General features: G+C 31.9%; 28 protein-coding genes. 25 read left to right on the forward strand and 3 right to left on the reverse strand.

All coding sequences use genetic code 11. The features are described 5' to 3' along the window. Positions 1–69: 69 nt before the first annotated feature. A complete protein-coding gene (locus ACQKMI_RS10525) occupies positions 70–675 on the reverse strand; it encodes a TetR/AcrR family transcriptional regulator (RefSeq protein WP_427488635.1) in 606 nt (201 codons plus the stop codon). Positions 676–843: 168 nt separating this feature from the next. Between ACQKMI_RS10525 and ACQKMI_RS10530 the strand changes: the two genes are divergently transcribed. After that, positions 844–2,403 carry an AMP-binding protein gene (locus tag ACQKMI_RS10530; RefSeq protein WP_427488637.1) on the forward strand — a complete coding sequence of 520 codons (1,560 nt, stop codon included), beginning with the start codon at positions 844–846 and terminating at the stop codon, positions 2,401–2,403. A 42-nt stretch (positions 2,404–2,445) separates the two neighbouring features. Next, complete coding sequence (locus ACQKMI_RS10535) at positions 2,446–3,789, forward strand: MFS transporter (protein ID WP_427488639.1); 1,344 nt, start codon at positions 2,446–2,448, stop codon at positions 3,787–3,789. A gap of 94 nt (positions 3,790–3,883) precedes the next feature. Here ACQKMI_RS10535 and ACQKMI_RS10540 read toward each other — a convergent pair whose 3' ends face one another. After that, positions 3,884–5,488, reverse strand: a complete 1,605-nt coding sequence (locus tag ACQKMI_RS10540; RefSeq protein ID WP_427488640.1) for an ABC-F family ATP-binding cassette domain-containing protein — start codon at positions 5,486–5,488, stop codon at positions 3,884–3,886. A gap of 250 nt (positions 5,489–5,738) precedes the next feature. On the opposite strand from ACQKMI_RS10540, the gene ACQKMI_RS10545 reads away from it, so the two are divergent. The 3 genes from ACQKMI_RS10545 to ACQKMI_RS10555 all read left to right on the forward strand — a co-directional run bounded on the left by ACQKMI_RS10545 (position 5,739) and on the right by ACQKMI_RS10555 (position 8,752). Next, entirely contained in the window at positions 5,739–6,731 is a 993-nt protein-coding gene (locus ACQKMI_RS10545; protein WP_427488642.1) for a tyrosine-type recombinase/integrase, read from the forward strand. Positions 6,732–7,493: 762 nt separating this feature from the next. After that, complete coding sequence (locus tag ACQKMI_RS10550; RefSeq protein ID WP_427488644.1) at positions 7,494–7,763, forward strand: hypothetical protein; 270 nt, start codon at positions 7,494–7,496, stop codon at positions 7,761–7,763. A 38-nt stretch (positions 7,764–7,801) separates the two neighbouring features. Continuing rightward, positions 7,802–8,752 carry a DUF2971 domain-containing protein gene (locus tag ACQKMI_RS10555; RefSeq protein ID WP_427488646.1) on the forward strand — a complete coding sequence of 317 codons (951 nt, stop codon included), beginning with the start codon at positions 7,802–7,804 and terminating at the stop codon, positions 8,750–8,752. Positions 8,753–8,849: 97 nt separating this feature from the next. Here ACQKMI_RS10555 and ACQKMI_RS10560 read toward each other — a convergent pair whose 3' ends face one another. Then, positions 8,850–9,206: a helix-turn-helix domain-containing protein gene (locus ACQKMI_RS10560; protein ID WP_427488647.1), complete on the reverse strand. Its 357-nt coding sequence runs from the start codon at positions 9,204–9,206 to the stop codon at positions 8,850–8,852. A gap of 476 nt (positions 9,207–9,682) precedes the next feature. On the opposite strand from ACQKMI_RS10560, the gene ACQKMI_RS10565 reads away from it, so the two are divergent. The 20 genes from ACQKMI_RS10565 to ACQKMI_RS10660 all read left to right on the forward strand — a co-directional run bounded on the left by ACQKMI_RS10565 (position 9,683) and on the right by ACQKMI_RS10660 (position 23,497). Beyond that, on the forward strand, positions 9,683–10,597 hold the full coding sequence (locus tag ACQKMI_RS10565; protein ID WP_427488649.1) for a hypothetical protein: 915 nt from the start codon (positions 9,683–9,685) through the stop codon (positions 10,595–10,597). Between the two features lies 1 nt (position 10,598). Further along, positions 10,599–10,736 carry a hypothetical protein gene (locus ACQKMI_RS10570; RefSeq protein WP_427488651.1) on the forward strand — a complete coding sequence of 46 codons (138 nt, stop codon included), beginning with the start codon at positions 10,599–10,601 and terminating at the stop codon, positions 10,734–10,736. Between the two features lie 840 nt (positions 10,737–11,576). Then, positions 11,577–12,968, forward strand: a complete 1,392-nt coding sequence (locus tag ACQKMI_RS10575) for a helicase-related protein (protein ID WP_427488653.1) — start codon at positions 11,577–11,579, stop codon at positions 12,966–12,968. 348 nt (positions 12,969–13,316) lie between these two features. After that, a complete protein-coding gene (locus ACQKMI_RS10580) occupies positions 13,317–16,190 on the forward strand; it encodes a hypothetical protein (protein WP_427488655.1) in 2,874 nt (957 codons plus the stop codon). Positions 16,191–16,525: 335 nt separating this feature from the next. Further along, positions 16,526–16,726, forward strand: coding sequence for a helix-turn-helix domain-containing protein (locus ACQKMI_RS10585; protein ID WP_427488657.1), 201 nt, complete (start codon positions 16,526–16,528; stop codon positions 16,724–16,726). Continuing rightward, the gene (locus tag ACQKMI_RS10590) at positions 16,704–17,273 is read left to right on the forward strand and encodes a hypothetical protein (RefSeq protein ID WP_427488659.1); all 570 of its coding nucleotides are present in this window, start codon (positions 16,704–16,706) and stop codon (positions 17,271–17,273) included. The genes ACQKMI_RS10585 and ACQKMI_RS10590 overlap by 23 nt, the downstream gene beginning before the upstream one ends. A 60-nt stretch (positions 17,274–17,333) precedes the next feature. Continuing rightward, positions 17,334–18,287 (forward strand): hypothetical protein, encoded by a 954-nt coding sequence (locus ACQKMI_RS10595; RefSeq protein WP_427488661.1) that lies wholly within the window; start codon positions 17,334–17,336, stop codon positions 18,285–18,287. Further along, on the forward strand, positions 18,288–18,542 hold the full coding sequence (locus ACQKMI_RS10600; protein ID WP_427488663.1) for a hypothetical protein: 255 nt from the start codon (positions 18,288–18,290) through the stop codon (positions 18,540–18,542). Continuing rightward, positions 18,542–18,766: a hypothetical protein gene (locus tag ACQKMI_RS10605; protein WP_427488665.1), complete on the forward strand. Its 225-nt coding sequence runs from the start codon at positions 18,542–18,544 to the stop codon at positions 18,764–18,766. Before ACQKMI_RS10600 ends, ACQKMI_RS10605 begins: the two co-directional genes overlap by 1 nt. A 133-nt stretch (positions 18,767–18,899) precedes the next feature. Further along, positions 18,900–19,070 carry a hypothetical protein gene (locus ACQKMI_RS10610; RefSeq protein WP_427488666.1) on the forward strand — a complete coding sequence of 57 codons (171 nt, stop codon included), beginning with the start codon at positions 18,900–18,902 and terminating at the stop codon, positions 19,068–19,070. Further along, complete coding sequence (locus tag ACQKMI_RS10615; protein WP_427488668.1) at positions 19,063–19,341, forward strand: hypothetical protein; 279 nt, start codon at positions 19,063–19,065, stop codon at positions 19,339–19,341. Before ACQKMI_RS10610 ends, ACQKMI_RS10615 begins: the two co-directional genes overlap by 8 nt. Before the next feature lie 55 nt (positions 19,342–19,396). Then, positions 19,397–19,630, forward strand: coding sequence for a hypothetical protein (locus ACQKMI_RS10620; protein ID WP_427488670.1), 234 nt, complete (start codon positions 19,397–19,399; stop codon positions 19,628–19,630). Between the two features lie 43 nt (positions 19,631–19,673). Continuing rightward, positions 19,674–20,234, forward strand: a complete 561-nt coding sequence (locus ACQKMI_RS10625) for a hypothetical protein (RefSeq protein WP_427488672.1) — start codon at positions 19,674–19,676, stop codon at positions 20,232–20,234. A 55-nt stretch (positions 20,235–20,289) separates the two neighbouring features. Next, the gene (locus ACQKMI_RS10630) at positions 20,290–20,526 is read left to right on the forward strand and encodes a hypothetical protein (RefSeq protein WP_427488674.1); all 237 of its coding nucleotides are present in this window, start codon (positions 20,290–20,292) and stop codon (positions 20,524–20,526) included. A 29-nt stretch (positions 20,527–20,555) separates the two neighbouring features. Beyond that, on the forward strand, positions 20,556–20,849 hold the full coding sequence (locus ACQKMI_RS10635) for a hypothetical protein (RefSeq protein ID WP_427488676.1): 294 nt from the start codon (positions 20,556–20,558) through the stop codon (positions 20,847–20,849). Then, positions 20,850–21,062, forward strand: coding sequence for a hypothetical protein (locus tag ACQKMI_RS10640; protein WP_427488678.1), 213 nt, complete (start codon positions 20,850–20,852; stop codon positions 21,060–21,062). A 1-nt stretch (position 21,063) separates the two neighbouring features. Beyond that, complete coding sequence (locus tag ACQKMI_RS10645; protein WP_427488680.1) at positions 21,064–21,345, forward strand: hypothetical protein; 282 nt, start codon at positions 21,064–21,066, stop codon at positions 21,343–21,345. Continuing rightward, positions 21,326–21,817, forward strand: coding sequence for a hypothetical protein (locus ACQKMI_RS10650; RefSeq protein WP_427488682.1), 492 nt, complete (start codon positions 21,326–21,328; stop codon positions 21,815–21,817). Before ACQKMI_RS10645 ends, ACQKMI_RS10650 begins: the two co-directional genes overlap by 20 nt. 168 nt (positions 21,818–21,985) lie before the next feature. Then, complete coding sequence (locus ACQKMI_RS10655; RefSeq protein ID WP_427488684.1) at positions 21,986–22,465, forward strand: terminase small subunit; 480 nt, start codon at positions 21,986–21,988, stop codon at positions 22,463–22,465. A gap of 132 nt (positions 22,466–22,597) precedes the next feature. Next, positions 22,598–23,497, forward strand: a complete 900-nt coding sequence (locus ACQKMI_RS10660; RefSeq protein ID WP_427488686.1) for a tyrosine-type recombinase/integrase — start codon at positions 22,598–22,600, stop codon at positions 23,495–23,497. The last annotated feature ends 75 nt before the right edge of the window (positions 23,498–23,572 follow it).

The raw sequence follows: 23,572 nt of genomic DNA on the forward strand, positions 1-23,572 counted from the left end.
CTCCGGCGGATGTCAGGCAATTATTGATAGTAAATGAGGGTTATAGAATAGGGACTTTTTTATAGATTATTAATTATTTTTATTTAATAATAAACCATCTAAAAATATTGCAATAAAGCCTTTACTTTCTTGTATCAAATCAAAATCCTTTCCAAAAACTAACCAGTCATATAAAGAACCTCGCATACAACGAGTAATGTAAATCACAGTTTTCTGCACATTTATTTGCACAGATAATTCACCATCCTTAATTGCTTTTTGTATAAATGAATGCAAAATTTTATACAATTTGCGTTCAGAATTGGAAAAGAAATTTCTTTCGTTTTCAGTTAAGCCACTTTTGTATACAGACCGCATTAAATCCATTCCTAAATCATCTTTTAAATATTTCATTTGTGCATCAATTAATGAGATCACCTTTTCCTTGAAAGAAAGATTTAAGGGCAGTGTAGTTGTAAATTCTTCATAAAAATGATCAATTTCTTTAAATTTCTCTAGGAAAATATCGTACTTTGAAGTGAAATGACCATAAAATGCTCCTTTTGAGCTTTTGCTTTCTTGAACAATTTCATCAACCGTTACTTGATCAAAGCCTTTCGTTTGGAACAATGTAAGTGCTGTTAAATATATATGTTTTTTCGTTTCTAGAGCCTGTTGCTTTCGTGTCTTTTTCATTTCTACATCACCTAATTTCCATGAGATTTTCTACTTAACTTTAGCATAATACTCGATCCTGTAATTAACTCATTTTCTGAATTGTTAGAAAAATATTGACAAATAATTGTCTTGACGATTAATATACAGACTATAGTCTATGAAACTATTTCAAAAGGGGTGTAGATCATGGATCTAATTGGAAGTAGAACGTTGTGTTCTGTTTTAAGGGAGAGAGTTGCGCAACAGCCTGAAAAAAGTTTTATTCGGTTTGAGGATTGTAAGGGAATATATTTTGAAAAAAATTATGAGGATTTTTATGAGGAGGTTAAGCGCTTCAGTAATGCACTTCTTAAGCTGGGCATTAAAAAAGGTGATCATGTAGTATTGCATTTACCAAACAATATGGAGTTTTTTACAGCATGGTTCGCTCTTGCTGAAATTGGAGGCATTATGGTGCCAACTAACATTTTATCACCAGCAGATGAGATGAAATATATTATTACTCATTCTGAAGCTACCCTCATTATTACAGAGGGGGACTATATCGAAAAGTTTGTCAGTATTCAGTCTGAAACGCCGACTATACAAAATATTATTATTACGAGACAACAAGATACCTTTGAAGGTGTCTTATATTTCTCTGAGCTTATTAAACATGAAAGCGATACCGATGTGCATTTCCCAACTGTTTCATCAGATGATATTGTGGCATTGCTTTATACATCTGGAACAACATCCAAACCAAAAGGTGTTCAAGTGACACATGCTAATTATATTTACACAGGTGAGTTGATGGCTCGTTCTATAGCTTTAACACCTGAAGATCGAACATTCATTGTCTTACCTCTTTTCCATGGGAATGCGCAATATTACTCCACGATGTCTGCCATCATGGTAGGGGCAGGCATAGCAGTTACGGAGAAATTTAGTGCTTCACGTTATTTTAAACAAGCAAAGGCATTAGGCGGAACAATTGGTTCTTTATTTGCCGCACCTATTCGTATGATTTTAGCGAAGGATTATAAAAAAGAGGCAAAGGATAATCCGTTACGACTTGTCCTTTTTGCACAGTCAGTGGCAGAACACCAATTAGTACAATTTGAAGAACAGTTTGATGTGAAGTTACTTCAACTGTATGGTTTGACCGAGACTGTTGGAATTCCACTAATAAATCCTCTATTTGGCATACGAAAAAATATGAGTATTGGTAGACCAAGCATTGGTTATGAAGTTCAGCTTGTCGATGAACATGGGATCCCCGTAAATCAAGGGGAGATTGGTCAAATTGCCGTTAAAGGGATTCCAGGAAGAACCTTAATGAAAGGCTATTTTAAGAACGAACAAGCGACAAACGACACTTTTAAAGATAACTGGCTATTGACTGGGGATAACGCACGACTTGATGGAGATGGTTATTTCTATTTCGTTGATCGTATAAAAGATATGATTAAACGTTCAGGTGAAAATGTGGCAGCCAATGAAGTAGAGCGTGTGTTAACAGAGCATCCATTAGTATTTGAAGCAGCGGTCATCGGTGTACCAGATGATATGCGTGATGAAGCTATTAAAGCTTATGTTATTTTACAGGCTGGCGCTGCTATTAGTGAAGAGGCGTTGATTGCACATTGTCGGGAGCGTCTCGCAAAATTTAAAGTGCCAGATAGTATTGAATTTGTGACTGATTTCCCTCGTACACCAGTCGGCAAAATTCAAAAGCATGTTTTACGTAACGCTATTTTTAGTTAAAGAGAATGATATAAAAATTTGAATGTAGAGAGAAGGGGCTATATGAAAAATGTGAAGATATTATTAGCAAGTTTAGCAGGCTCAATCATTGAATGGTACGATTTTTATTTGTATGGTACGGCAACAGGATTAGTTTTTACAACCTTATTTTTCCCTTCATCAAATCCAGCGATGTCGATTTTAATTGCATTTGCTACGTTTGGAGCTGGCTATGCGGCACGACCAATTGGAAGTTTAATTTTTGGACATATGGGTGATCGTGTCGGAAGGAAAGCCTCGCTTATGCTTACGTTAATTGGAATGGGCGGTAGTTCTTTTTTGATAGGTTTATTACCTACGTATGCGCAAGTGGGGTTACTCGCGCCAACGTTATTAGTAATTTTGCGACTTATTCAAGGGATTGCACTTGGTGGTGAATGGGGAGGTGCTGTGTTACTAGCTACCGAATCGGCTACAAAAGGTGTGAGGGGCTTTTTTGGTTCTATTCCACAGTTAGGTGTCCCAATAGGTTTAGTGTTAGGGACATTTAGTTTTACACTGATTTCTTCATTAACGACAGAAGCGCAATTTATGGCCTGGGGTTGGCGTTTACCATTTCTATTTAGTGCAGTTTTGATAGTATTAGCAATATGGATTCGAAGCGGGATCGAAGAAACACCTGAATTTAAACGCAAAAAAGACAATGGTGAATTAGCTAAAATTCCAATTGTCCAAGTATTTAAATATAACAAAAAAGATATTTTCCGCATTATTGGATTAAAAATAGGGGACGGATTCTTTAATGTATTTTTAATGTCATTTATTTTAGTGTATGCAACTACCTATATTGGCTATACAAGGGATGTCGCATTATTTGCTTTAACAGTAAGCTGCGCAACAATGATTGTAACAATTCCACTTGTTGGCTATTTTTCAGATTTTATAGGCCGTAAGAAAATATATATCGGTGGCCTAATCACAATGGTACTGCTAGCTATTCCATATTTCGTCATGATTCCGATCAAATCAACTTATTTCTTTACGTTGCAAGTCATTTTACTCGGTATCGTATGGGCAGCCATTTTCGCGACTCAAGGTACGTTCTTCTCTGAATTATTCCCAGCAAATGTTCGCTATACGGGGCTATCCTTTGGTTATCAAATCGCTGCGGCAATCGTCGGCTTTGGGCCAATGTTATGGACATCTTTAGCAACAGAATATGGGGCAGCACCGTATTTATTTGGTGGATTGATGATGGCGGGGCTCCTAATATCACTGCTACTTGCCGTATTTTCGCCTGATACACGATTGATCACTCAATATGAAGAAACTGTCGAGAAAGTACAAGAAGATGAACGCATGTTAGACGCTCAAGTGGAAGTGGCAATGACAACTACGACAAAGTAATCGTGTACATTAAGTTTTAATTCAATAAAGTGCGCTTAATACTTTTATAAAAAAACAGGGTTCTCCTTTTTGAATAGGAGAACCCTGTTTGTTATTAGTTTAAGCCTTGGCTATCTTTCCACTCTAGGAATTCATCATAAGTTAATAGCTTATCTAAAATTGTGCCGTCTTCACGGATTTCGATGACACGGTTCGCAATTGTTTGGATGAACTGATGGTCATGAGATGTGAAGAGCATCGCACCTTTGAAGCGCATAAGTCCTTCATTTAGTGCTTGAATAGATTCAAGGTCAAGGTGGTTCGTTGGTTCATCTAGTAAAACAACGTTTGCAGTTGCAAGCATCATTTTAGATAGCATACAACGAACTTTTTCGCCCCCTGATAAAACTGAAGGAGATTTTTTTACTTCTTCACCAGAGAATAGCATACGACCTAAGAAGCCGCGTAAGAAGCTTTCAGTTTCATCATCAGGAGAATATTGGCGCAACCATTCCACTAATGATTTCTCTGAACCTTCGAAGTATTTATCGTGATCATTTTCAAAGTAGCTTTGAGAAGTTGTTACGCCCCATTTGAATGTACCAGCATCTGCTTTTCTTTCGTCCATTAGAATATCAAGAAGAGCTGTTTTTGCCATTGGATTACCAAGTAAAATGATTTTATCGTCTTTGTTCATCGAAAAGCGAATATCTTTAAGTAGTGTTTCGCCTTCATTGCTTGCAGTAAGACCTTCCACAGTTAACACATCATTACCGATCTCACGTCCAGTTTGGAAGTTGATGAATGGATATTTTCGGCTAGAAGGTTTAATGTCGTCAAGCTCGATTTTATCCAACATTTTCTTACGAGAAGTCGCTTGGCTTGATTTCGAAGCGTTCGCAGAGAAACGAGCAACGAATGCTTGTAGCTCTTTAATTTTTTCTTCTTTCTTCTTGTTTTGGTCTGCCATCATTTTTTGTGCTAATTGGCTAGACTCATACCAGAAGTCATAGTTACCAACATATAATTGGATTTTAGAGAAGTCTAAATCCGCAATATGCGTACACACTTTATTTAAGAAGTGACGGTCATGGGATACGACAATAACTGTATTTTCAAAGTTAATTAAGAATTCTTCTAACCATTGGATTGCTTTTAAGTCAAGGTGGTTGGTAGGCTCATCTAGTAATAGAACGTCTGGTTTACCAAATAGAGCTTGTGCTAATAATACTTTGACTTTGTCAGAACCTTCAAGATCAGCCATTAGCATATAGTGAAGCTCGTCGCCAATTCCTAACCCGTTTAATAATGTGGCTGCTTCTGATTCAGCTTCCCAACCATTTAGGTCAGCGAATTCACCCTCTAATTCAGCAGCACGCATGCCATCCTCATCAGAAAAGTCTTCTTTTGCGTAGATAGCGTCTTTTTCAGCTTTTACTTCCCAAAGACGTTTGTTCCCCATAACAACTGTATCTAATACATTGAATTCATCGTATTCAAAGTGGTTTTGTTTAAGGACTGATAAACGTTCGTCCTTGCCCATCGATACGTGACCTTCCTGTGCTTCAATTTCACCAGAAAGAATTTTTAAAAATGTTGATTTACCAGCACCATTTGCCCCGATTAAACCGTAGCAATTCCCCGGTGTGAATTTTATATTTACGTCTTCAAATAGTTTACGATCGCCATAGCGAAGACCTACATTACTTACTTGAATCATGCAAGTTCCTCCTTTTTTCACAATGGCACTAGTATATCATGAAATATGTACCATAGTCTATAAACATTATTAAATCAACGTTTGGCGTTATTCAAGAGGGAAGGGGAATGAAGGAAATGGTATCTGCAAAAAAATGGGAGTTGAAATTATATTTATTTGATCGTTTTAGGGAAAAGAACAGGTAAGTAAATGAAGTTGATTTATCCCTAATTTACTTACCTTTTAATATTTCATTGAAAGGAAGATGCAAATGTCTAGAAAAGTAAAGGAATTGAGAATGGAAGATGTTGTTTTTAAGCCTAGCTTACAACCTAAGCAATCTGGAGAAAATACCACCAAACGTAAATCAGATTCAATCCTAATCGATCAAGCGCTTGAAATAGTAAACCGACAAATGCAATTACAAGGATTAAGACATAAGACTTTGTTGACTTATAACCAGACGATGCAAAAATTTGTAGAGTTTTTAAATATTGAGACGGTGAATGATATTAATAAAGAAGGGTTTATGGAGTGGTTAGAATCACTCAGTCATTTAGACAAGACAACTCAAGCTAATAGATTTAGATTTGTATCAGCTATATTAACGAGATTTTATGATAACGGTTGGATTCAAGGTAATAAATTTTGGAAGGACGTTAAAATTAAAGTTGATAAAAAAGTAAAAAAAGCCGCAGACGAAAGAGAATTAGAAATATTGTTATCGGTGATCGATACTACCACATGGCTAGGTTGGAGAGACGTAACAGTTTTACTTCTACTATATAGGACAGGCATACGTATTCACACTTTAACAAGCTTAAAAGAGGAACATATAAATTTTAATGAAAAAATGTTGGTTTTATCTGGTGATATCATGAAGAATGGGCAGGTATTGAAGATTCCTTTAGAAGATGAATTATTAATGTTGCTAGAACATTTAATTAGGCAAAATCATGAAGTTAGGAAACGTTATAAAGAGAAAAATGATTATGTTTTCATTACGAAAAGTGGAAAGCCGACATTAAATGACTATTCCCATAACAATGCTATCTCAAAACGCATAAACGCTTACTCTAAAAAATATGGGCTTTCAATTTCACCACACAAAATACGCAGGTTATATGCGACTAATTTGGTACGTAAAAAAGTACCTTTGGCGATTATTTCAAAGGCACTTGGTCATAGTTCGTATGAAGTCACACAGCGATACATTGAAATGGATGCAGATGAAGTGGCTGATACTTTACGTAAATATTTATGATGAATTATCAACAATAAAAAAGAGAGTTAGCTATTTGCGGTAGCTGACTCTCAACACTCAATTAGCAGTAGACGTATACAACTAAATATGAGCGACTATAGCCTTCATTTTACTTCAAAAAAAGTTGAAATGCAAAGGTCTAGTTCACTATGGTCTTTTTTAGATGATAGTAGCTCTTTGGTGGTTGCCCAATAATACCAATCGAAACTAAACTGGTCAGGTTATGACTTAGCCGCTGCATAAAATAAGTCTAGGATATCACTATAAGTTTCCTTGTTGACTTAGATATCTGAATGGTGCTAACTACCAAAAAGGTTAGGAGTGGAAGGTCTGAATGATTACGGTCATGCAGAATACATCATATATCACAATTTTATAGCAAACTATAATCCAGTGTAACTATCGGGGCAGAAGTAGATCAGTAGGTGTATTTGTTCGAGAGAACGCATTAACAAGGGCATACTATACGGATACCTCAAATGACGGATTCATGTAAATTTGCAATGACTGTCTATGTTTTAGATTCTATTTAGTTAGTTTCTGAAACGTAGGCAGTCATTTTTGCGCCAAGCCGTTTTCCTCAATTCTGGCTTCATGATGGGGGAGGCGTAAACAGTTGTCAAGATAATAGTGTATTAATTTGAACAATTTTATTATCTTAATAAAAATATGTTTTAATTGGAAATATAGTATAATATTCGGGAGAGATACTCTAACTTATAAATTCAGCATTTTATAAAACAAAGAATGGAGCGATTATGAGTGACGAATAAAGTACCTATGGACACACAATACCTACTATACAAGGCTCAAGAACATTTGACACATTATTACCAACAAGTATATGAAGACTTTGGTAAGCTTAAAGATGTTGCAAAAGTACGAGATGAAAATGGATACTACAATTATGTAAATGAAGATTTTGAAAAAGTAATGAAGGATTTAGAGGAAGTTAAAAGCGTGGTTCATAGAATGATGGAGAGCAAAGAGCTAAATAATCTCATTAGTGAATTCTTAGAAAGTGAAGATTAAAGAAAAATGAAGTCAATTATAAAGGAGAGACGTCTCACTTGTGGAAAGAACAATACTATAACTTATTATTTTCAATAAATAAAGAAGACTGTAATTTTGAGAAAGCAATGATTTTAAAATATGAGAATATACCACTCTCTTTATATAAATATAGAGCTGTTGATGACTATACATTATCAAATTTAAAAGATGATTTGGTATGGTGTAGTAGAGCAGACACATTTAACGATCCTTTTGATAGTGGAGTGACTAAAAATATTTCAGTACATTACGAACAAGCGAAGAAACATCTTATCAAAGGTTTTTGTGCATCATATAGGTTGGATTATCAGCCTATTCTAGAGATTTCGAAGCCTCTTGATTTAGAATCAACACAAAAATTTTTAATTAATATGTTACAAGAGGCAGGAGCAGAAGTTCCCCAAAACCTAATAGATAAGATGCATGAAACGGTACAATCAACATTAGATGGAACAATAGACCTTTTTGAAAATCATTTAGAAAAAATGAATGAATTATTTCAAAAAAGAGTATATGCTTCATGTTTCAGTGAAGAACCGCTATCTATATTAATGTGGAGTCACTATGCTGACAATAACAAAGGTATTTGTTTAGAGTATAACTTCAGTGATATAGAATTACCTAGTTATCTTACTTATGATATCCATCCTGTGAGATATACAGATAGTCTAATAGATTTAACCTTGTATGAAAATGCAACGCATATCAGAAAGGCACTGTTGGCTTCGTTGAATAAATCTAAAGATTGGGAATATGAAAAGGAATGGAGAATCGCGGTCGACTATTCAGATAATAAAGATTTAGGATTTTCTTATGAGGTAACTAAGCCAGTAAGCATAATAATGGGTTCTAGGATTAGTGATAGTGACAAACAACTTGTACTAGATATAGCTAAAGACAAAGATATTGCAGTTAAACAAGTTAAAGAAGATAAGCTTAATAGAAAATTGTATATTTTTGAAAGTTGATTTTAAGTAAGAACGGTTAATAGGCTGAGTAGTTGGAAAAATCCTTCTACTCAGCCTATTTTTAATTAAGAAAAGAGGAGTATGAGCGACACTAGTATTACTTAAACTTTTTCTTCGCTAATTGCTTGGCTAATAGCAGCGAATTCTCTAATGATGCTATTAATAATTCTTTATCTTCTTCATCTAATTCGTTTATTATCTCATGTAGTTTTTTGTCTGCATCACTTTCGTTGTTAACTTTTAAATTATCACACCTTTTATTTTCAGAGCGTCCAAGAATGTAATCAATACTAACGTCAAAGTAATTTGCTATAGTAATTAGTTTATCAATTCCAGGAGTAGAGTTATCCCATTTTCTAATTTGACCATTGGAGATCCCATTTTTTCTCTCTAATTCAGCAATTGTTATCTTTTTTTCTTTACAAAGTGTTTTTATTATTTCAACTAAACTCATCAATATCAACCTTTCTAGAACTAATAGGAAAAATATCAAATAAGTTAATATTACAGTTTGACAAATAGTTTATTTGATATTATACTGTGTTCATAAGCTAATTTATTAGCTAAAAAAGAGTATGAAAAAGACAACCTATAACACATTTATTACGTTGGGGAACGGGTAAAGTGTAAATTTCACAGGCTTTTTAAAAGTCTTATTTAGCTATGTATAAATAGTATCATATAAGCTAATTTATGTAAATGAATATTATCTAAAAAGCTAATTGTTTGTCTCGTTTTTTCTATGCAATTTAAAGAGGTGATAACTTGAAATTACTAATCGCAATCATAAGATATTTCAACTATCTAGAGTGCTCAGATGAGGAGATCAATATAACAGACTACTGGCATCAATTTGCTATTTTATCCGCAAATATAGTAGGTATCATTTTAATCATTACTATCAAATAACACACAAAAAGGAGAGTTTATATGAGCAGTCAATATAGCGTTTTACATCCTAACTATCGAGGAATAAAAAAATTTAATGTAATAGCAACTGTACAATTTGCAGTAGAAGCTAATTTTACTGATTACAAAGGTGTTAAATTATCGGAACGTATGGGGTATTTAATATACGGAGATAAATTTAATAAATTAATGGTACAGCTAGATGGTGAAGAAGCCTTAATTAAGGTAAAAGAAGCGTCATACAAGGTCTTAGAGGATGATTATAATGTTGGTATCATTGATGCGCTAATCTCATTTGATATCTTTGCAAATAGTAGTGAAGAAGCTACCGAAAAGATGCAAAGAACCTTGGAAGGGGATATTGTAATCAACAACTTTACATTGAGTGATGCTGATACAGATAACATGGAGTTTGAATGTGATGTACTATCATATCAGTTTGATGACAATTATCTAATTAAAGAGATTACAAAGTATGATGAAACTCCCAAAAAATATGACCAACTCGCATCATTAAAAGTTTTAGTGAAGGGTGATATTCCTAGTTTAATAGAGGGCATTATTCCAGAGGATGCACCAGAATGCTTTCATGAATGGAATGTTCCTTACAAGTCAGAAGATTTGTTGGATAATGAGAATTACAAATTTGAGGGGTTTACAATGTCTATCAATGGTTTAAAAAAGATAGATTATAAGCTATTGCCGATCTCCTTCAAAGTGTTAGAGGATGGCTTAGCAGAATTTTATTTTGCTTTTAATTTTCTCAATGTAAATGGTTATAGTCCAGATCATGCAAGTGACGTATTTGAAAGTATTTTTACTCCTGACAACATCACAATTAATGACTTTACATTTATTGATGATGAAAATTTTATCACAACAAAACTTGAAGTCGTTAATATTACTGCTACAACAGTTGAAGAGGTTGCACAATAAAATGGATGATAATTTAAAAGAGATCGAACAATGTTACTCTAGTCATTTGAAAATAGAAAACAAAGAAGAATTTGAAAAGGCTATAAGCGATTTGTTCAGTGATTTGGGGTCACTAGACGCTTACAACCTTCTCGTATAACTTTAATTACTTGTTAGAATCACTATACACCAAATGGCTGTAATTTACAATATAGATAGTCTATTGGAGTTGAAGAAAGAACAATTAAATAAATAGGACTACAATATATTGTCATAGCCCTTAAAGCAAAAAGTGACCATCTTCAAAGCCCTACCAAAAGCCAAAGAAGAAAAGTCGCAAGTAGTCGGAGGGGATTTATTCCCCTTCCCTATTGATAATAGTAACATAATTTACTAGTTTAAGCAAAATCTGTATTTTGAAAATTTATTTTTAAATCTGACTAGATGATTGGATAGTTTCGCATTATTATATAAACAAAGAAGTAGCGAATCTTCGGCACAAGTGGCGAAAGGTGATTTATATATTTTTTAGTAGTCCGACTAGCTACTTGATGAAGAAGCTATTATTATTAGAATGTAAGATAATAAAATAATTTAAAAAACAACGACGAAAAACCTTGCAAATAAAATTGCAAAGTAGTAGATTTAAATTTAACCACTCAAAGAAAGGAGTGTAGTATGATAGATTCAAAGATATAAAATTGCTGTGAACTCAGTATAGCATGTGTCAGAGTGAGTGTAAATAGATTTGGGTAATATAATCTACATTATTTTATCTTATATTCCTGATATATCCCAATAAAAGGTAAAGAGAGAAGGAGGAGGATTAACTATAGTTAAAAAATTTAACAGCAATACTTTTTTAACTGATGTAATTGCAGAGGAAGAAATTAGAAAATGGGAAGGAAATGTAATTTTAGATGCAGGCACTGGGACAGCTAAAACAAGCCTAATTTTAGATAAGTTAGCGCACATATGCTTAGATCCATTTAAGACAATATTGATTTTATCTAGTCGTGATGCATTAACAAAAGAAATAAGGAAGAAAGTAGATAATGGAGTCTTATTTAATGTCACTGTCAATTCATATCAACATATTGAGTCGTGTATCAAAAATAAGGTAACTGATTTGAGTCCGATTTTTGCTAATAAATATGATTATATTGTTTTGGATGAATGCCAACACTTTACCGAGGGGATCAGCAAATACACTGATTTAAGTTTTAAATGGATTATGCAAAACTCAGCACAGAAGATATTTATGAGTGCAACAGCTAAAACTTTATTCAAATACTTAATCGATGAAAGGGAGGTATCACTAGAAAATTATTACTACATTCCAAAGTCATACGAATATGTAGATGATATTTACTTTTTTAATAAGAAAGCTGACATAGAATACCTAGTAGATGACTTGATGCAAAACACAAATGATAAAATTATAGTCTTTATAAATTCATTAGATGCATGTAAGAAACTCTATTGCAAATATAAAGATGATGCTGTATTTTATTGCTCTAAATTTAGTAAAGATAAAGAGGCGCTAGATATTTTAAATAGTCAGTCCTGCAAAATAGAAAATGAAACATTTACAACAAGATTGTTAATATCAACCTCAGCACTAGATGTTGGAATTACATTAAAGGATTATTCGATAAAACATATAGTAGCTTCAATCTTTAATCATAATCAACTAGCTCAATGCTTAGGAAGAAAAAGAAAAATAACTAAATCAGATAAGCAATACATAGAAGGTTTAAATGACACTTGTACATATTATATTAGGAAATTTAACAGACGTGAAATGAATCTAATTGATAAATCTAAAGATTTGAAGGAAATGGATTTATTTCAATACGATTATAACCAATATGCTATTAAATATGGCTCTAATCGGGAACACATCAATAAATACATATTTTACGACTTTGATAAAAATAAATGGGAATTTAATGAACTGGGTTATATGACAATCAAACAATTACAAATGGATTTGTATGAGATGAAAGAGAAGGTGATCGGAATAGATAGAAATAAAAATGAAATTAAAGGTATAGGTTATAAACGTTTTGTGGTAGATAAACTAAAACTTCCTGTTGAAAAGGTGAAAGAATACGAAGTTATCAAACAGGAAATGCAAGAACAAACTCTAGAGCAGTATTTGGAATCTATTGTTGGTGAAAGGTTATTGAAAGAGCAGCAAGCTGAATTAAAAGAAGTATTTAAAAAGAATGGTTTGAATGCTCGCACACTAGGTATCAACACTTTAAATGGGAATCTAAAAGATAGGAAATTTCCTTATATTATTTTATCCAAAAGGACAGATAAATGGATAGATGGAAATTCTAAAACTATTACATATTGGGAAGTATCAAATAACATAAATCATTAATCATCTGAAAAACATACATATATCTATAATATAGATAATTACATAATTTTACGAGGATTAATAAAATATAAAACTTGTACAAGATTCCCTGTATTATTCTATATTTGAAAAAAGTGAAATTGGTTCATGAAAAAATAAATACATAAAAAATAATCCGACTATTTAATTTTTCTATGTGACCGAATAGGGAACATTGGAAAGTTAAATGGGCGAAGGCAATAGTTTTTAGTTATTAGGATCACTCGATTTGCTGAAAGCGAATTGTTAGTGATACTTATAATCTCAAAAGTGTTGACTATCTCTTGATCTCATTAAATAAAAAAATACATAAAATAAAAGGAGAATTACATGGAACAAACAGAAAATAAAGGTATTCACATTCGCACTATTCAAGCTTCAAAAGCATTTGAACATTCCGAGAGAGGGGAGTATGTAAAAGCTGATTACACTGGTATGATGCCTTACTCCTTACTATCCATGAAGTTAGATACTATACGTGAGTTTAAAAAGCGTACTGTTATCTTAGAAGGTACAAAGAAGAATCCAATTAATTACAAATATTTAAGTGATGATATAATAAATGTTAAATTTGATAATAAATCATTAAGTTTAGAAGATACGAAGGAAAAGTTTAAAAAAGATATTGAAAATCTCAAAAAAAGTATCACTAAATTAAAAATTAAAGAAAAACTTGATGATGAAGAAGTGAAATTATTAAAAAGGCTACTTTCTATCTTAGAACGAAAAGAAGAACGTTTGGCAGAGATTAACGGAGTACCTACCGATAACGAAGAATGGAAAGAGATGTCCACTGGTGCATTGCGTACATACTTATATGAAGAAGGATTTAAATTAGATGGTATAGAGTTTGTGCAGTTTGCTAGATCATCATCTAAGAGTCGCAAAGGCGAGGTGCTTTTCATCAAAGAGACTTTACTTGAACCAATCCAAAAATGGACTCGTTTAGGATTTGAATTTGAAGAAGATGCACCTTTAGATTTAGTTTCATTACGTGCTTATGAAAGCCTTATTTCTAGCGGTATACAGTCAACAGTCAATATTGATGTTAATAGTATTTTATTAGTTGAAGATTTACAATCTACTTTTGAAATCAAAAATCCTATAAAAGTAATCCGTAAAGGGGCAGATGGGAAACTTAAAGTTGATATTGAGAAACCAAAAGAAAAAGACACATTTACAATTACAAATGATATTTTTGATGGCGAATCACTAATGGATTATAAAACGTTCTTTGAAGGTAAGGATTACTCATTCATGTTATTACGGAATCACATGTTTAAGAGTGCGGGATTTAGTTTTGATATTCAACAATTCATGCGTGATAACTGTCCAGAAGGTATCGAATTTGAAAAATGGAAAGTAAAGGACATGTACGGAAAGTCAATTCTTGCGAAAGATGTTAGAATAATAACGACTCCGAACAGTTGTAAATTTATTAAGTTTGCATATTTGATGACTGAGAATAAGTCATATACAGGATTTAAAAAATTACCATTAAAAGAACAGAAAAAAGCTGAAAAGGCTATCTATAATATCTGGAAGAAAAAAGCAAGTAAAATCTTTGGAGTATGTAAATATGAAAAAGAATCAATTCACACTTTCGATAATGATTTTGAGGACTCTGTTCATCGTTTATCTTATCAAATTGTCAACACTCTTATTGCAGATGAAAATGGAATGAAGGAACTAGCGCAGGAAGAAGTAGATTATATTGCTAAATTAAATACTGACAATGAAGCATTTATTGCCTATTTAGAAAGAACAAGTAATGATAATAATTCAAATAACTTATATGTTGAGTTATATAGACATAACGAAGAGTTTCAGAACACCAACATGTTTAAAGATTTCAAATACACAACGCTTAATAGCTATAAAAAGAAGATTAAACGTGGTTCAATTCATATCAGTGGGGCAGATTATAGTATTATGTGTTCAAACCCAATGGAATTAGCGAAATGGTCAATAGGTCAGTTTGATAATAAAAATGTAGAAGCTATTGCATTAAAGGGCGACCGAGTGTACACGAAGTTATTTCCTTTTGGAGATGAGATTTCAGCTTTCCGTAATCCTCATACATCGACATCAAGTATTTATAGCTGCACTAATACATATAACAATTTAATTTACAAGTATATGGAAAATATTTCGAAAAACCTGATTATAGTTAATGCTATTGGGACAACTCTTCAAGAGCAATGTGGAGGTGCGGATTTTGACAGCGACAGCTTGTTGATTTCTAACAATAAAGCATTATTACAATTAACAAATGATTCTGAAGGAATGTATTCTACTGTAGTAAGTGGAATTACTCAAAAGCAAGCTAATAGTTATACATATTCACCGAAAGCTATGGCACGTGCTGATGAAAAGATTAGTATAAGTGGACGCTTAATAGGAGAAGTTGCAAATTTGGGACAATTAGCTTTTTCAATTCATCAACATTTAAAAATTGAAGGTAAAGTAAAAAAAGCTAATAAAGTTCTAGCGCAGGTTGATAAAATTTGTAGCCTGCAGACTTGCGTAATCGATATGGCAAAAAAAGAATTTGATGTTAAAATTCAATCTGAAATTAGTTCTATTCGAAATGAGTTAAATAAATACATACAAGAATTAAAGAAATTCAAGCTAAATAAAAATGTTATTCATATTAAGTATATTGGAAAAATATCAACTAAATCAAAATTGAGACAAGTTATATCAATTACTAAGCCAAAATTCTTTGAATATGTTGAAGCGAAGAAAATAACAAAAGAAAGGAAATCAAAAAGAAATCGTAAAGTAAAGGTTGTATACGATTATTTTAATACACCTATGGATTATCTACAAAAAATCATTGATGATACTAAATCAACAACTTCAACACGTACAATAGAACTCAAAAAAATAATGAATCCAGAGATTAAACGTAGTGAAGCTAATCGAAATCAGTTACCAGAGTTAAAGGCATTAGCTAAAGAGGTTGATTCTTATTTCATTGAATTGAACCTTAAAAACTTAGAAAAGGACGAATTGATGAGTAACGCCAGTAAAGCGACTGCTAAATTCAAAAAGAAACTATCCAAGCTAAAGATCAATGCCGAGACTATTTATGTACTAATTGACGATATGTACAATAATAAGAAAACAGAGAAATCTTCTAAAATGGTAAATCTTTTATTATACACACATAGAGATGAATTTTGCAAGGTTTTTTTGTAAAAAAAGCGAAAATTTAACAGGTTTTTTGAAAAATAACCCTCAAACCCTTATGTATCAATGGTTTGGGGGTTTTGTTATTCTTGACTTATAGTAGAGGAAATGAATTTATTCACTCCTTTGCTAACATAATTCTAAAACTTTTAATTTCTTATTTTCCAACCATTTATTTTTAAATGCTTTTGTTGCTATATGCTTTTTGTGTATAGTTTACCTCTTATTATTTAATTTCTCCTCTTTGGGATTTAGCGATAAGTCCCACTTTCTTTCATTGAATAAATTCAATTAATAAATTTTTAATGCAAAAAATACATAATACAAAAAAGGAGATGATTACAGTGTCAATTGATAGTAGAAACGAGTTATATCTTGCTATGAGAAAAAAGAAATTGAAGGCTCGCACTATTGCTGCGGAAATCGGTATTTCTGCATCACTTTTAAGTCAGTTCTTCAGCGGAAAAGCAAATATGAACATCGAGAATGAAAATAACTTAAAAAATTACATAGAAGGATATGGTGAAGGAAATGAGTGTGTATAAAATTTTTGATGCGATGTATAAACATGCGATAACGGATGAGAAATTAATGAGGTATTTATTTTATGCAGCTAAACATAAAGATGATGATGTAACCTTGGTAACTTCAGATCGCCCAAATATTATTGGTGGCTTAAATAACCAAATATACAATAACGGTATAAATGGTGAAAATGTAACATCGTTCGATATTATTAATCAAGTTGTTAAGATGCGTAAACGGAATGAGAAAGATTTAACAGCAGATGATCCTCAATGTGTTCTGTATTTTTACTTAGATAATTTTGAGAATGCAACAAGTGGTACTAATAATGCTATTGACCCTTATAGTTTCTTACAATTAGTTAATATTGATGCGTATGTACATGAGGACTTCCAAAATACAGGATTTACTCTAGCGAAAGTAGTGGATAGAGTAATTGCTCTATTCAATCAACAACATGTAGGTGGAATTGGGAACGTTAATTTTGCAGGAAGTGGTAAGTTAGATGACGTTGAAGGATATGAGGGAATGCAAATTAAATTTAGAAATAGGTACACAACACGTTAAAACCGTGTTTACCCATTAATATCATAACACACAAAAATAATTTTAGCAAGGGGAATAGAAATGATTAAACTGGAAGATTTAAAAGAAATTAAAATGGATAACAAGGTAATTCCTTTAAATTGGAGTCAAAACCAATATACCAACATTGAGTTTTTTAAAAATGAAATTGTTTCAATCATTATTGAGGAAAATATCATGTATGAAGATGATAATGACCGAAGTAAAAAGCGTAAAGAAGCTAAAGGAATGGCTCTATTACATTGGATTAAACAGCTTAAAATTGGATATTTGAAGTTTTTCAAAGAAAATGAATCGTTTGAATCAATATTCGAAAATAAGAAATTTAAATTTTTAGGTATAGAATATGAAATCGAAAGTGATGGTACAGATTATGAGTTAGATTCAAATAAAGCTAAATTAAATATAAAGCCATCAAGCATGGAGCATATTAGTTTACTTGTTATGGATCTTAGTAGAGTGATTCACGACATTCTTATGTATGAAACTGCATATTGTCATATACCGAAATACGTACACAAGTTTGATGGATACTCTATCCTTCCTATCTTTGTTAAAAATGGCATCGATAAAGAATTTTTCGGTGGATCTGAAGAAGCTAGAATCAGTAAAATAAATATCGGATTAAATAGCTATCAAATGCATTATAGAGATTTAGATGAAAACACGCTCGGAAATATCGATAAGCAATGGAAGAGTATTGAATTAAATCGTAATAACAGTAGTGCTGTACGACTAGGTGTAATCCTCCACGAAATAACGCATGGCATCTTTAAAGAGTGGGATATCAATGTATCTGAAATCTATAAACGTACACAGCTTCAAGGTGGAGAGCAAGAAGACAAAGATAAATTAATGGAAGAAGAAATTGTTACTCGATTAGCAACAGGTCTGACAGACGTATTCTTAAATAATGATCATTCTTTGTATAACTTTTTGTCACATGTAAAGCCAGATATCGTAAAGTTTGATGTGAAAGTTAAGAGGGATGATTAAATGAAATATGTTTGGAACGATAAGTGTGAGAATAGTAAAAATGGATTTGTAGAAGCCGTCTTAAGCGACAGTAATGAGGGATTTGAAAAGTGTAGCCTTTACGTTGATAAACCTTGCAGGATCATCGTAAATAACTCTGCAATAGAGGATATTGTTTCAAATTACATTATTACTGCATCTACATTCGGTGAGAAGATAAAAAGCATTGTAATTAAAGATGCAAACATCAATTTTAATTGGGAAGGGGTCTATTGATGTTAGAAAGATACGTAAGTAACTATATGGAAATGTTGAAGGACACATTTGATAGCTTAGATGAATTGAATGGTGATCCATTGTATGCAGGAGTTAAGTCGGAGTACTTAGATATTAAAGAAGTTAAAACTGCATTAGTAAATGAAATATCAAAGTATTACGGTATGAAGAAGCCAGAAGTAAATAAGTTATTGGTTGTTGAAGAATTCAATAATGAGAAGTGATTATGAACAAAGAAAAGGGATTAATATAGGGTAAATTATACAGAGAAAGTGAGTAGCACTTATGAAAGGTGAAGAAAATATTATACATAAATTAGAGAATTTCGCTTGTAATAATAAAGAGAATAATAGAGTCGTGTCTGTAGAAATTGATAAGCATATTGATTCCAATTATGTTGTTACAAATATCGCAATACGAGCAATGAATGATGAAATTGCACATTCATTGGATGATTTAAAATGGCGAGATGGTAATTTAGTTGATTATCTTGAGAGAGAGTTAAATGAGGAGAATTATTATGACTAAATTAACAACAACTGAGCTATTAGAACGCATTGAAAGTAGTAAATCTATTTCTTTGAAATTCGGTGTATTTCATACAGGTATTCAAAAGGTTCAAGTTGGTCGTGCATTGATTGACCTTTACCAGTATGAAGCGATAGAAGAAGAGTATGAAAAAGACATAGTATTATTTAATATGGAATGTAAAAGTATGGGTTTTACTAAAATTGAAGACTATTTAGAATACCAAGCAATATCATGCTTTATTAATAGGGATAATGACAGTTTAAACTAAAATGTTTAAGTAAACGTATATGTAAACATAAATGTAATACTAAAATTTTAAGTGAATGGGGAAATGCATTATTAATAAAAAGTATAGTGTGTATGTTAATAAGAATAATAAAACAGTAAAAATTAAAGATATGAAAATGGAGTTATCCTATGAAGAATTTTCTGAGATTCGAGAATTTTTTAATTCAATTGAGCTTCCTAAAGAAGAGACTCATATAAAGATTGAAGGTGTTAAAGGTATTGGCAAGTGGATTCCACGCTACGGTATTTTTAAAAAGACTAAGGTTTAAAATACGATCAGGAAATTTATATAGAGAATAGGGGAAAATAACTATGACAACTAAAACAATAACAGATCAATATAATGAAGCTTCAGATTACTTATGGAAGTTTGTTAGTTCAGCAGATGAACACTCAGCTTTCATGGATCAATATAAAGGTGAATACAAATTACTTATTGAAAAATTGGATGAGTATTTAAATAAAATTTTAGAACTACATTGTAAATCGTATGACATTAAGGATTTTAAAACAGTGTATTTAGACAACATAGGTGTATGTTGTGATAATTATTCCGAGAAGGAAATTTGCTCATTGATGTCATTCACTCAAATGATTAACCACTTATACGACATGCAATCACAATTGAAGACAGAAGCTTTAAAGGAATATTGTGTCTCAATGTTTGGTGATGAATTTGAACAATTTACAGATGGTGAAAGTAAGGATTATGATGTACTGGAAGCAGAATACAATGATTTCATAGAAGATGTAAGGAAATTTGAATTAGAATTACACGACTTATTAGCTTGTGTGTATTATGAACCAGACTCAATTGAACATAAGGTTGTTAATGAAGTCGTTGAGTTGTTTGATAAGTATGTTCAAACATGATTTAAAAATATTAATCTAATAAATACATAAATTTAGTTTAAAAGGAGAATGGAAGATGTTAAAAGTTAAAAAAGATGAGAAAGAAATTATGGTAAATATTGATATGGATGATACACAACTACATTTAGTTTCAGTTACGCCAGATGTTACAGACTTCTTTTTGTTTGATTACAGTAGTTCATCAAAAGGCGATCAAGTCGTTCACATGGATTGGTTCGATGACGAATACCTAAAACAAATTGCTGATGGAATCAATACATATCTTGAGTTAAAAAATAAGAATAAACAATAAATATTTAAGGAACTGCATCTGAAATAGGTGTGGTTCTTTTTATATTCGAAGGGGAAAATAAGATGGAAATTGATAAAAACATAAATAAACGTTTCGGGAGATTTTATATTTCAAGTGAATTACTATTCGATAATTACGATATTGTGAATCGCATACTAAGCCAAGTAATCGTGGTGGAATGTACACATCATTACTACAGTAACCAATTTGAATATATCGCTATTTCTCCATTATTTGATGTAGTGGATGAAGGGTGTAAATATAACGAATATGAAGTATTGATAGCAGATGATGAAATCAAATTTGAGAAGGCGGATTATTAAATGAAATATACTGTTACTCAAGTTGTAGATCATATTGTTAGTGTATTTGATATTGAAGAAACAGAAGTATTTGAAGGATTAAATAAAGCATCTGAAGTTGGATTAAATCGTAAAGGTAAGCTACTTGACAATTTGATGGAATATAGCAGCTATTATAAAGAATCAGGATGTAGCTTTTTAGAAATGATTAAAGTGATGAGGGAGAGAGCATAGTATGAGTCTGAATAAAAACAGTCTAATCCTTATTGAACATATTGCGGATTTAGCAAAAGAATATGACATTAGAAAATTAGACATAGAAGGTTACAAAGATAAGAATTTCCATACGGTATTGTATGAATTAAAAGAAATAGAAGATGAAGAAACATTAATTGAAACTGGATTACTACTGTTTGGAACTACATTTATTGATTTACATGAGTTAGTAACAACAGGAAGTTCGCTATTAAAGATGTTTATTGAAGGAGAGTTTAATGATGTTTCCATTAAAGATTAATATTGAAGATACATGGTTAATACGTTTATCTAAATTTGTAAAGGTGATGCCGTATGTATACCCAGATAATTTAAGATATAAAGCTGAATATGGTTGTGTAGTGGTAGAGGAAGCGTTACAAAATGAAGAATTTGATTCTTTGAAATTCTCTATTGATTATTTAAAGGATAATATCGGAAATGAAATATATAAGTCCGTTATTAATCGTTTAATTGAAAAAAGTGTAAATGTAGATGAAAGTGATGAAGGATTCATAAAGCATGTGGAAAATAGCGATATTGGATACAATTCATTTACGATTAAGACAAAGGATTATGGCGTTTTGTACATACCTAACAATGCTACACTCTATCTTGATAAAGAATATACGATAAATGTAGATACAAAAGATGAATTTAACATGATTTTAAGTTTGGGATATGAGTTAGTAAAAGGACAGGAGTATCCTATATATTTTGTGAAAGGGAATTAAACAAATAATACATACGAAAGGTGTTGCTTTGTGCAATGCCTTTTTATTATGCGTAAAAGGAGTGAGGACATGAAGTATACAGTAGATAAATACGGAATTGTACAGGTTATTAGTGAAGTAAATACAGAAAAGTAAGATGATAAGAAAGTGTTTAGGCGGTGATACATAATGGAAGAAAAAGAGTTACAAAATGAGATTGCAAAGGTAAGGAGCGAATTAAATTTTAAGCAGCTTCGTTTTTGTGATGCCTATTTAAATAACGGGGGTAACGCGTCCCAAGCGTACAAAGAGGCAGGATACAATTGCTCAAGTGATGCTAGTTATACAACCCAAGCGAGTCGGCTATTAAAGAAGGCTTATATTCAAAAATACATAAACCTTTGTAATCAATTAAATAGTATCTATTGTTCGCTTGATCGTGCTGATGTAGTTAGAAAGTTAGAACATATTATTACTGTTTCTGAATTTCCGATTGGTCAACAATTAGAAGCAATGAAAATGCTCAATCAGATGAACGGTTGGAATGCTCCAGAAAAATCTGAAGTTGTCGTTAATACTGATGATAATTTAAAGCGATTATCTGAAATGACTACTGAAGAAAAAATGGAGTTGCTACATAAATTTGAAAACAATAGAATTGAACATTAATATCTCAAGTACCAAAAAACTACCTTTTAGGTATATGAGAATGTAATTTTTCAAGTACATAAAATAATTGCTTTTTGGTACTTGAAAGTGTATAGTTAATCTAACAAGTATTTCCATTGGGAGGTTATCTATATGACTAATGTTGTACCATTAAATAAAGCGATCCATGAAAAACAAATGAATGAAATAGTTGAGCAAGCTAATTTAAAAAAGTTACAGGATTATAAAGGTGAATTTAATCTATATGTAAAATGGGCAAAGGCTTCATCTTATCCATTGGATTCATTTGAAACTGTTGAAAAGTATTTACTTGAACAGGTGCAAGTGAAGAGGGTTAAGCTGAATACTTTTAACCGTAAACATGCAGCATTAAAATTCTACCTTGAATATCAGTACGATTTAAAACAGACAGATAAACAAACTACGAATACAAAAGCAATGAGAGCGTTATATAAGACTGGTGAATACATGAAGTTGGCAAGTGTTCAAGCTAAGACTAAAGCCGAAAATAAAGATGAAGTATTAGGCATGATTGATAAATACGATACGAAAGAAAAGAGCGATATTCGTAAACGTGCCATACTACTTGTTAATCTTATTACTGCTAACCGTCCTAGTGAAATGGTAACTATGAAGGTATCTGATTTCAATTTAGATAATAATGAAGTATTGATTTCCCTTCATAAGCAAGGAGTACCACATAAGAAACGATTAACAATTGAATGTGTAAATGCAGTTAAAAAGTATATTAAAACGTTTGATTTGAATTCAGATGATTATTTTGTAGGCAAAGCAGATAAGCATGGTAATTATTCAAGTGCTGAATTAGATGCGAATGTTTATAATAAGCATGTTAAACGATGGTTAAACGGTTTAGCTCCTTATTCGTTACGTAAAACGCAAATTACAAACATGTATAAAAATGGTGCTGATATTCCTGTAATAGCAAAGCAAACAGGTCATTCAAGTAAAGAGACAATTACAAAACACTACATCGATGTATACGCTAATGATGTAGATCAATATCTATAATTTTTGAAGTCGTGCCTATCGCATGACTTTTTATTTTGCAATAAAGTAGGACTACCAACAACAAACTATTAATTA

The sequence above is a fragment of the Lysinibacillus sp. NPDC097214 genome, from assembly GCF_050277945.1.
GTDB lineage: Bacteria > Bacillota > Bacilli > Bacillales_A > Planococcaceae > Lysinibacillus > Lysinibacillus xylanilyticus_B.